The organism is Streptomyces anatolicus (genome assembly GCF_019400875.1).
Classification (GTDB): Bacteria; Actinomycetota; Actinomycetes; order Streptomycetales; family Streptomycetaceae; genus Streptomyces; species Streptomyces anatolicus.
Genome location: NZ_WMBF01000239.1, coordinates 1 through 9,564, shown reverse-complemented (window position 1 = coordinate 9,564; position 9,564 = coordinate 1). Strand labels below are relative to the sequence as shown.

9 protein-coding genes and 1 other RNA gene are annotated in these 9,564 nt (G+C 69.4%); 2 read left to right on the top strand and 8 right to left on the bottom strand.

Features of this window, described 5'->3' with window-relative positions:
- On the top strand, nucleotides 1–1,250 hold a 1,250-nt coding region (locus GKQ77_RS20430), incomplete at its 5' end, for an MFS transporter (RefSeq protein WP_258021635.1).
- Here GKQ77_RS20430 and dacB read toward each other — a convergent pair.
- From dacB to ftsE, 6 genes are all read right to left on the bottom strand, one after another.
- Nucleotides 1,171–2,766 (bottom strand): D-alanyl-D-alanine carboxypeptidase/D-alanyl-D-alanine endopeptidase, encoded by a 1,596-nt coding sequence (gene dacB, locus GKQ77_RS20425; RefSeq protein WP_219690365.1) that lies wholly within the window; start codon nucleotides 2,764–2,766, stop codon nucleotides 1,171–1,173. The two genes, GKQ77_RS20430 and dacB, sit on opposite strands and share 80 nt — an antisense overlap.
- 80 nt (nucleotides 2,767–2,846) lie before the next feature.
- Nucleotides 2,847–3,235: a transfer-messenger RNA gene (gene ssrA / locus GKQ77_RS20420) on the bottom strand.
- Between the two features lie 142 nt (nucleotides 3,236–3,377).
- Nucleotides 3,378–3,899: an SsrA-binding protein SmpB gene (smpB, locus tag GKQ77_RS20415; RefSeq protein ID WP_125513084.1), complete on the bottom strand. Its 522-nt coding sequence runs from the start codon at nucleotides 3,897–3,899 to the stop codon at nucleotides 3,378–3,380.
- An 18-nt stretch (nucleotides 3,900–3,917) separates the two neighbouring features.
- Complete coding sequence (locus GKQ77_RS20410; RefSeq protein ID WP_219690364.1) at nucleotides 3,918–5,111, bottom strand: S41 family peptidase; 1,194 nt, start codon at nucleotides 5,109–5,111, stop codon at nucleotides 3,918–3,920.
- A 78-nt stretch (nucleotides 5,112–5,189) separates the two neighbouring features.
- A complete protein-coding gene (gene ftsX, locus GKQ77_RS20405; RefSeq protein ID WP_125513085.1) occupies nucleotides 5,190–6,107 on the bottom strand; it encodes a permease-like cell division protein FtsX in 918 nt (305 codons plus the stop codon).
- A gap of 55 nt (nucleotides 6,108–6,162) precedes the next feature.
- Nucleotides 6,163–6,852, bottom strand: a complete 690-nt coding sequence (gene ftsE, locus GKQ77_RS20400) for a cell division ATP-binding protein FtsE (RefSeq protein WP_030788113.1) — start codon at nucleotides 6,850–6,852, stop codon at nucleotides 6,163–6,165.
- Between the two features lie 241 nt (nucleotides 6,853–7,093).
- Here ftsE and GKQ77_RS20395 point away from each other — a divergent pair, with 241 nt between their 5' ends.
- Nucleotides 7,094–7,282: a hypothetical protein gene (locus tag GKQ77_RS20395; RefSeq protein WP_125513086.1), complete on the top strand. Its 189-nt coding sequence runs from the start codon at nucleotides 7,094–7,096 to the stop codon at nucleotides 7,280–7,282.
- 125 nt (nucleotides 7,283–7,407) lie between these two features.
- On the opposite strand, the gene GKQ77_RS20390 is transcribed toward GKQ77_RS20395, so the two are convergent.
- Together GKQ77_RS20390 and prfB are read right to left on the bottom strand one after the other, a co-directional pair.
- The gene (locus tag GKQ77_RS20390) at nucleotides 7,408–8,082 is read right to left on the bottom strand and encodes an LPXTG cell wall anchor domain-containing protein (RefSeq protein WP_219690363.1); all 675 of its coding nucleotides are present in this window, start codon (nucleotides 8,080–8,082) and stop codon (nucleotides 7,408–7,410) included.
- A 278-nt stretch (nucleotides 8,083–8,360) separates the two neighbouring features.
- Nucleotides 8,361–9,467 carry a peptide chain release factor 2 gene (prfB, locus tag GKQ77_RS20385; RefSeq protein ID WP_125513088.1) on the bottom strand — a complete coding sequence of 369 codons (1,107 nt, stop codon included), beginning with the start codon at nucleotides 9,465–9,467 and terminating at the stop codon, nucleotides 8,361–8,363.
- Nucleotides 9,468–9,564: the final 97 nt, after the last annotated feature.

Below are 9,564 nucleotides of genomic sequence, written 5' to 3'. Positions count from 1 at the left end.
CCCATGGCCCCCGCAACCCCTACACCCGCCTCTTCGCCCTCCCCGGCGCCACCGCCTTCACCCTCGGCAACCTCATCGCCCGCCTCCCCATGGGCATGTTCAGCGTCAGCGCCGTCATCATGATCTCCGGCGCCCGGGGGTCGTACGCCCTGGCAGGGGCCGTCACCGCGACCGGGCTCGCCGCGACCGCCGTCGTGGCGCCCTGGACCGCGCGGCTCGTCGACCGCCACGGGCAGACCCGCGTCGCCGTGCCCGCCACCGCGATCGCCGCACTCGGCTCGCTCTCCCTGCTGCTCTGCGTGCGCTACGGAGCGCCCGACTGGACACTCTTCGCGTCATACGCCGCCACGGCCACGACCCCGAACACCGGCGGCATGTCCCGCGCCCGCTGGGCCCACCTCCTCAAGGGCGACGCCCCGGCCCTGCACACGGCGAACTCCTTCGAACAGGCCGCCGACGAGCTGTGCTTCATGCTCGGCCCGGTCCTCGCCACCTTCCTCTGCGGCGCCCTCTTCCCGCAGGCGGGCACCCTGGTCGGCGTGGTCCTGCTGCTGACCGGCGTACTGATCTTCGCCGCCCAGCGGGCGACGGAACCCCCGCCCCAGGGACGTACAAGAGGCGCCACAGAAGCCGGATCGCCCCTCCGCGCGCGTGGGATGCCCGCTCTGCTCGTCGTCTTCCTCGCCACCGGGGCCGTCTTCGGCTCGCTGGAAGTCGTCACGATCGCCTACGCCGACGAGCGGGGGCACAAGGCCGCGGCGGGCGCGATACTCGCCCTTCAGGCCGCCGGATCCTGCGCGGCGGGCCTCGTCTACGGAGCCGCGAGGCCGCGCGGCCCGCTCGTGCGCCGCCACCTGCTGTGCGGCGCGGCGATGGCCGCCCTGATGACGCTGCCGCTGCTCGCGGTGACGGTCACGGGCTCTCTGATCGCCCTCTCCGTGGCGCTGCTCATCGCGGGCATGGCGACGGCGCCCACGATGGTCACCGGGATGACGCTCGTCCAGCACCGCACCCCCGAGGGGCGGCTGAACGAGGGCATGGCCCTCGCCGTGACCGGCCTCCTCGGGGGCATCGCGTGCGGCGCGGCGGGCGGCGGCCTGGCGGCGGAGCGCCTGGGCCCCGCCGCGGGCTACTGGGTGCCGGTCGCCGCCGCCTGCCTCGCCCTGCTGCTCAGCAGCGCGCAGGCTTGCGCCACGAGCACTCCACGTCGCCGTCCCGCTCGCTCGCCCCGCGCATCGAGCGGGGCATGACCGGCACGGCCTCCTCCCGCGTGGACGACGCGAGGGTCACCACGATCGCGTCCTCCAGCGCCTTCACCGAGGGCGCCAGATGGTTGTTCAGGATGATGCTGAACACCAGCTCGCGCCCGCTCTTGTCCTTCACATAGCCGGACAGCGCGGACGCCCCCGTCAACGTCCCCGTCTTGGCGCGGACGTTGAGCGCCGCCGGGGTCCCGCACATCCGCGATCGCAGCGTGCCGCCGGCGAACTTGCCCGGTGCGCACGCCACCGGCAGCGACGCGTACCAGTCGGGGAACCACGGCTCGCCCTTCGCCGACCGCAGCAGCTTGATGTACTGGTCGGCGGCCGCGTTGTCCTTGCGCGAGAGTCCGGAGCCGTCGACCTGGCGCAGCTTGCCCGGGTCGACGCCCGCGGTCTTCAGGTAGCCGTGGATCGCGGCGATGCCGTCACCCCAACTCCCCCGCCTGCCCGTCGCCTTGTGGCCCATGGCCTTGGTCAGCGACTCGGCGTGCATGTTGTTGGAGAGCTTCATGAACGGGACCAGGAGGTCCTTGAGCGGCATGGAGTCGTGCGAGGCGAGCCGCCGCGCGTCCTTGGGGGTGGCGACCCCGGTCCTGGTCGGCCCGCTCACCTTCACGCCGTGCGCGGCGAGCGCGTCCCGGAAGACGGCGGCCGCGTACCCGGTCGGCTCCCAGACGGTGACCCACTCCTTGGTGACGGCCCCGCCCGCCGGGACCGTACCGGTGACGGTGATGGTGTTCTCGCCGTGCCGCCGCTCCACGGCGAGGGTGTCGGCGCCGCCGGGGGCGACGGTGGTGGCGCGCAGGTCGATGTCGACGTAATCCGTCCTCGGCGTCACGGTGACGCGCGGCTTTTCCCCGGCCGTGGCGCCGGGCGCGACCTCGACGACGACCGTCCCGGTGTCGTAGTCCTTGTCGGGCGCGACGCTCAGGGCGCTGATCTGCGCCGCGTAGTACGCGGACTCGTCGTCGGCGCTCCAGGTGTCGCCGTTGCGCCGGTCGTCGAAGCGGGTGTCGTCGGCGATAAGCCGCCCCGAGACCCGTCGCACCCCGGATTCGGCGATCTCGGCGGCGAGCCGGTCGTAGTCCTCGGCGAGCGTCGTCGGGTCTCCGGTGCCGCGCAGATACAGGTCGCCGCGGAGGACGCGGCCCCGCCGCTCTCCGTCGGCGAGCACGTCGGTGGTGAACCGGTGGCCGGGCCCCAGCAGCTCCATGGCGGCGGCGGCCGTGAGCATCTTGGTGTTGGAGGCGGGCATGAGGCGCCCGCTGGACCGGTGCTGGTAGAGGACGTCACCGGACGCGGCGTCGGCGACGACCACACTGGCCACGCCGCCCTCCATACGGGGGTCACCGAGGATGGTGTCGATGGCTTCCGGCAGGCCGGACCGGTCGGCGTCCGCACCGGCCGGGGAGCCGGCGGAGAGAGTGGCCGCCGCGACGGCGAGCACGGCGGGCCAGATCCAGTGGCGCATACGGTGGTTGACGCGTCTCACGGGTCTACTCATGGCCCAGGAGGATAAACCCGGGCGACAGACAGAAGAAGCCCCCTGGCCGGGGGCCAGAGGGCTTCAACCTCACATGGGAATTGTGGAGATGGCGGGAATCGAACCCGCGTCCAACGGTGCAGAATCAGGGCTTCTCCGAGCGCAGTTCGCTACGATTTTCTCGGCCCCGGAGATCTCGCGAACAAGTCTCCGACGGGCCCAGTCACTGTTTGATTTCCCGTCGCACCCCGTGACCGGGTGCGGCGGTTTAGTTCCCTAGATTATGCCAGGATCCGGGTCGGGAACACTCCCGGGCTGACACCCATTTAGGGTCCTTCAGTCACTGCTTATTAGGCAGCGAGGGCGAAGGACTGGGAATCGCTCTTGGAATTGGCGATTATTTGTTGCGACATATGGTTTACGAGATCATTGTCGCTTCCTCGGCTCGCTTCCCCTGCTTCGACATCCGCTGTCGAAACCGATCATCCCCATGTTGTTTTTTCAATGTGGGCCCCTGCTGGGCGGGGACCCGGTGCCCCTGCTGTGAGGAGCACGACCCATCGTACGTGACCAACGCCCGACGGTGCCAGCCTATTCCTGCCGACCCGGCCTCCTGGGCGCCCGGCCGGAGGCTAGGCGATCCCCTGCCGCCGCCGCACCGCCGAGATCGCGCGGTTCGTCTCGCGCGTGTCCTGCTTCTCCCGCAGCGTCTGCCGCTTGTCGTACTCCTTCTTGCCCTTCGCCAGCGCGATCTCGACCTTGACCCGGCTGTCCTTGAAGTACAGCGACAGGGGCACGATCGTGTGACCCGTCTCCTGCGACTTCGACAGCAGCTTGTCGATCTCCGCGCGGTGCAGCAGGAGCTTGCGCTTGCGCGTGGCGGAGTGGTTGGTCCAGGTGCCCTGGACGTACTCCGGCACGTGGATGTTGTGCAGCCACGCCTCGCCACCGTCGATGTGCACGAAGCCGTCCACCAGGGAGGCCCTGCCGAGCCGGAGCGACTTGACCTCGGTGCCCATCAGCACCAGGCCGCACTCGTAGGTGTCGAGGATGTGGTAGTCGTGCCGGGCCTTCTTGTTCTGCGCGATCATCTTGCGCGCGGGGGCCTTCTCGTTGGCCTTCGCGGCCTTGCGCTTTACCTTTTCCTTAGCCATAGTGCGGCCATTTTCGCACTATGAGGGGGGTCCGAGGCCAGTCAATACTGTCTCGGCCCGCGCCCTGGCCCCGTCCTCGACCTCCAGGTCCGGGGTGATGCCCCGCCCGTCCACGGCCCGCCCCGACGGGGTGCGGTAGTGGCCGACGGTCAGCTCGGCGACGGAGCCGTCGGGAAGGCGGCTCGGCATCTGGACCGCCCCCTTGCCGAAGGTCCGCGAGCCCACCACGACCGCGCGGCCGCGATCCTGCAGCGCCCCCGTGAGCAGCTCGGCCGCGCTCATCGTGCCGCCGTCGACGAGCGCGACCACCGGCCGTTCGGTGTCACCGCCCCGCCGGGCGTGCAGGGCCTTCTGTACGCCCCGTACGTCATACGTCGCCACGAGACCGCCGTCGACCAGCGCGGACGAGGCGGTGACCGCCTCCGAGACCAGTCCTCCGGAGTTCCCGCGCAGGTCGAGCAAGATCCCGGCGCCGTCGGGGGCCTCGCGCACCGCGCTCCGCACGGCCTCTCCGGAGCCCTTGGTGAACGCGGCGACCTTGATCAGCGTCGCGCCGCCGGGCAGCCGGGAGACGGTGACGGAGTCCGTGGAGAGGCGGGCCCTGCGCAGCGTCTCGCTCCACGCGCGCGTGGAGCGCGTCAGGCCGAGGCGCACCGGGGTGCCGGCGCGGTCGCCGCGCAGCAGGGCGACGACCTCCGTGACGGGGCGGCCGGTGACGCGCTCGCCGTCGATGGAGCGCAGCCGGTCGCCCTCGCGGATCCCCGCGCGGTCGGCGGGCCCGTTTCGCTGGACCCGGGAGACCTCGATACGTCCGTCGGCCCCGCGCCGGGCCCACAGCCCGACGCCTGTGTAGGCGCCGCCGAGGGCCTGCTCGAACTCCTCGTACTCCCCGTGCGAGTACACCGAACCCCAGCGGTCCCCGCTGCGGCTGACGGCTTCCTCGGCGGCCTTCTTGGCGTTCTTGCCGTCGGCCATGGCGTCGGCGGCGGCGTCGGCGGCCTCCTCGGCGGTATCGGCGCCCCGCAGCGGGGCCGAGGCGTTCGAACGTACCGAAGGAGGAGGTGTTTTCCGGCCGTCGTCGGCCGCCTCGCTCCAGGAACCGGTGGCGGCGCCGGTGGCGAGGACGCTCGCGAAGACCAATGTCAGCGTCGCCCCGCGGCGGATGCGGCGGGGCACTGAGCACCGATCGGCGAACCGGTCGAGACCTGACATGACGGTGAGTCTAGGACAACGGAAGGCGCCGTACGGCGGGTTGAACCGTACGGCGCCCTGGAACGACGAGGGTACTTGTCACACCTTGAGGTACTTGCGCAACGCGAAGAACGCGGCAAGCGCGGGCATCAGAAGACCGATCGCGAGCACCAGCGGGAGCTTCGCCAGGACGGCGTCCCAGCCGATGAAGTTGATGAGGTTGATCTTCTCGGCGAGCGCGAGACCGTGGTCGATCATGAAGTAGCGGCCGACGAGCAGCATCGCGCAGGCGACGGCGCCGCCGATGAGTCCGGCGACGGCGGCCTCCATGATGAACGGCATCTGGATGTAGAAGCTGGAGGCGCCGACCAGCCGCATGATGCCGGTCTCCCGTCTGCGGCTGAACGCCGAGACGCGCACGGTGTTGACGATCAGCATCAGCGCGACGACGAGCATCAGCGCCATCACCGCGAGCGCCGCCCAGTTCATGCCGTTGAGGAGCCCGAAGAGGTTGTCCAGATAGCCCTTCTGGTCCTGCACGGACTGCACGCCGTCGCGGCCCGAGAAGGCGGTCGCGACGACCTGGTACTTCTCCGGGTCCTTCAGCTTGATGCGGTACGACTCCTGCATCTGGTCCGGCGTGAGGGAGCTGGAGAGCGGGGAGTCGCCGAACTGCTCCTTGTAGTGCTTGTAAGCCTCGTCCGCCGTCTCGTGCGTGACCTTGTCCACGACCGGCATCTTCTTCAGATCGCCGAGGATCTGGTCCTTCTGCTCGTTCGTGACGGCGCCCTTGGCGCACTTGGGGTCCTGCTCGGCGTCGGCCTTGTTGCACAGGAAGATCGAGACGTTGACCTTGTCGTACCAGTAGCCCTTCATCGTGCTCACCTGGTCACGCATGAGCAGCGAGCCGCCGAAGAGGGCGAGCGAGAGCGCTACGGAGACGATGACCGCGAAGGTCATCGTGAGATTGCGACGGAGACCGACGCCGATCTCCGACAGGACGAACTGGGCGCGCATGGCGGCCTTTCAGTGGATCAGGTGAATCAGACGTACGAGCGAGACGGGGGGCGTCTCAGTGCTGGTAGCCGTAGACGCCGCGCGACTGGTCGCGCACGAGACGGCCCTTCTCCAGCTCGATGACCCGCTTGCGCATCTGGTCCACGATCTGCTGGTCGTGGGTGGCCATCACGACGGTGGTGCCGGTGCGGTTGATCCGGTCGAGCAGTTTCATGATGCCGACGGAGGTCTGCGGGTCGAGGTTGCCGGTCGGCTCGTCGGCGATGAGGAGCTTGGGGCGGTTGACGAACGCGCGCGCGATCGCCACTCGTTGCTGCTCACCTCCGGAGAGTTCTCCCGGCATCCGGTCCTCTTTGCCGCCGAGGCCCACGAGGTCGAGGACCTGGGGCACGGACTTGCGGATCTCGCCGCGGGACTTGCCGATGACCTCCTGCGCGAAGGCCACGTTCTCACCGACGGTCTTGTTGGGCAGGAGGCGGAAGTCCTGGAAGACGGTGCCCAACTGGCGGCGCATGTGCGGCACCTTGAAGTTGGACAGGCGCGCGAGGTCCTTGCCGAGGACGTGCACCTGGCCGTGGCTGGTGCGCTCCTCGCGCAGCACGAGCCGCAGGAAAGTGGACTTTCCGGAGCCGGAGGACCCCACAAGGAAGACGAACTCGCCCTTCTCGATCTCCAGGGAGACATCCCTGAGGGCGGGGCGGGTCTGCTTGGGGTAGGCCTTGGAGACGTTGTCGAAACGGATCACGGATGCACCACGGGTTGCCGGGGGTAGGTGTGCGTGACCCTACGCGAAGCCGGTGCGGGAGCGCAGTCGGCGTCCGGAGTTGCGCGATTTGTCCCCGGAAGTGCCGACGTACTGATCGCGGCGGAACCGGCGTGGGACGGCGGGCCGCGCCGAAACCCGCGGAAGCTGGCACAGTGGTAAGGGGAACGATTGGGTTCCCCGTAGCGTTGGGCAGGCTGAGACTGTGCGGGAGGAGAAGCGCATGACCCTGGATCGGTTGGTATGCGCGAACTGCGCAGCGCCCGTGAGTGAAGGCCGCTGCCCCGTGTGCCGGGCCAATCGCGAGCGCATACAGCAGGAAGGGCCCTTCGCGGGCCTCAATCCCGCGGCACTGATAGCGCTGCTCGTGGTGCTGATCGCGGCGGTCGCGCTGCTGGCGCGTTCCGCGTAGGCACGTAGCGTCACGTAGGCATACAGGGAAGGGCCCGGAGCTTCAGGAAGCTCCGGGCCCTTCTTTTACGTATGTCCGTACGCTCACTTTATGTATGTACGTACGTCCTGACGTCGGCGCCCGTGTCAGACGGCGGCGCGGTTGCCGGCGAGGCGCGGCAGGATGCGGAAGCCGATGCCGCCGGCGATCATCGTGGCGGCGCCGATCACCAGGAAGGTGATCTCGGTGGCGCCGGTGTCGGCGAGCTCGGCCTTGTCGCCCTTGTTGCCGCCCTGCTCGACGGGCTTGGAGCCGGTGCCGGTGCCGGTGCCAGTGCCGGTGCCGGAGCCGGTGTCGGAGAGGCTGTCCTTGCCCTGGCCCTGCTCGACGGGGTTGGAGCCGCCGGCGGGGTCGGTGTCGTTGCCCCCGCCGTTTCCGTTGCCGTTTCCGTTGCCGTTGCCGCCGTTTCCGTTGCCCTCGTTGCCCGGGTCACCCGGGTCCGAGGTGGGCCGGTCCGTCGGGTCCGAGGTGGGCTTCTCGGTGGGCTCCGGCGGGTCGGTCGGCTCGGTCGGCTCGTTGGTCGGCTCCGGCGGGTCGTCCGTCGGCTCCTCCGTCGGGAGCCCCGGGTCGGTCGGCTCCTCGTCCGGCTCGACGTCGACGTCCACACCGACACCGCTGTCGTCCGCATGGGCGCCCACGCCCACGGGGCCGAGGTCGACGTCGAGGGCCGATGCGGCACCCGCGGCGGTCAGCGAGGCACCGGCGGCGATCACCGCACCGGCGGCTATCCGCGCGACACGGATCCGCGTCTTCTTGGTCATCTGGTTGCTACCCCCAGTAGCTGAAGCGTCAGAGAGGCAGCGTCCGAGGCGGCGTTCCGGGGGCGAACGATCAGCCCCCACAGATCCCACGCACCCCAGGAATACGCATGCCGCGCGCTAGCCTTTCCACTTTTCACAGCAGCGTCAAGGTCGTTGCGGGCGCGATGTCCGTTATCGGGGCAGTTGACCGGCGTAGGGAGATGTGACTGTGACGTAAAAGGCAACTGCCGCCTCTTGGGCGGCAGTTGCCTTGTCGATAAAACCGCTCCGGGCGGTTTTTACTTCTCCTGCTGCTTGCGCCAGCGAATTCCGGCTTCCAGGAATCCGTCGATCTCGCCGTTGAAGACGGACTCGGGATTGCCGACCTCGAACTCCGTACGCAGGTCCTTGACCATTTGGTACGGGTGCAGGACGTACGAACGCATCTGGTTGCCCCAGGAGTTGCCGCCGTCGCCCTTGAGGGCGTTCATCTTCGCCTGCTCCTCCTGGCGGCGGCGCTCGAGGAGCTTCGCCTGGAGGACGTTCATCGCGGTCGCCTTGTTCTGGATCTGCGAGCGCTCGTTCTGACAGGAGACGACGATGCCGGTGGGCAGGTGGGTCAGCCGGACCGCGGAGTCCGTGGTGTTGACGCCCTGGCCGCCGGGGCCCGAGGAGCGGTACACGTCGACGCGCAGCTCGCTCTCGTCGATCTCGATGTGGTCGGTCTGCTCGACCACGGGGAGGATCTCGACGCCGGCGAAGGAGGTCTGGCGGCGGCCCTGGTTGTCGAAGGGCGAGATGCGGACGAGGCGGTGGGTGCCCTGCTCCACGGAGAGCGTGCCGTAGGCGTACGGGACGTTGACGGCGAAGGTGGTCGACTTGATGCCGGCCTCTTCCGCGTACGAGGTCTCGTACAGCTCAGTCTTGTAGCCGTGGCGCTCGGCCCAGCGCAGGTACATGCGCTGGAGCTTCTCGGCGAAGTCGGAGGCGTCGACGCCGCCGGCCTCCGCGCGGATGGTGACGAGCGCCTCACGGGCGTCGTACTCCCCGGAGAGAAGCGTACGGACCTCTAGCTCGTCCAGTGCCTTCCTGACGGCGGTCAGCTCGGACTCGGCCTCGGCGCGGGTGTCCGAGTCGTCCTCCTCCTCGGCCATCTGGAACAGCACGCTGAGGTCGTCGATGCGCCCGCGCAGCGCCTCGGCCTTCCTGACCTCCGCCTGGAGGTGGCTCAGCTTGCTGGTGATCTTCTGTGCCGCTTCCGGGTCGTCCCACAGGGACGGCGCGGCCGCCTGCTCCTCGAGCACGGCGATATCGGCCCTCATCTTGTCGAGGTCCAGGACGGCCTCGATCGACTCCATGGTCGAGGAGAGGGACTTGAGCTCTTCGGATACATCGACGACTGCCACGACTCCAGCCTAACGGCTGCGGCAAGTGGGGTGGGCCCCCGAGGGTCCCTGCGGGGCTTGAGCGGATTCCCCGGGGCGGGGCGGGGCCGCGTTCCCC

Excerpts from the sequence above, each read along its gene's own strand:
- GKQ77_RS20395 (WP_125513086.1), top strand. The coding sequence starts at position 7,094 with ATGACCCTGGATCGGTTGGTATGCGCGAACTGCGCAGCGCCCGTGAGT.
- smpB (WP_125513084.1), bottom strand. The coding sequence starts at position 3,899 with ATGGCTAAGGAAAAGGTAAAGCGCAAGGCCGCGAAGGCCAACGAGAAG.
- dacB (WP_219690365.1), bottom strand. The coding sequence starts at position 2,766 with ATGAGTAGACCCGTGAGACGCGTCAACCACCGTATGCGCCACTGGATC.
- GKQ77_RS20410 (WP_219690364.1), bottom strand. The coding sequence starts at position 5,111 with ATGTCAGGTCTCGACCGGTTCGCCGATCGGTGCTCAGTGCCCCGCCGC.
- ftsX (WP_125513085.1), bottom strand. The coding sequence starts at position 6,107 with ATGCGCGCCCAGTTCGTCCTGTCGGAGATCGGCGTCGGTCTCCGTCGC.
- GKQ77_RS20390 (WP_219690363.1), bottom strand. The coding sequence starts at position 8,082 with ATGACCAAGAAGACGCGGATCCGTGTCGCGCGGATAGCCGCCGGTGCG.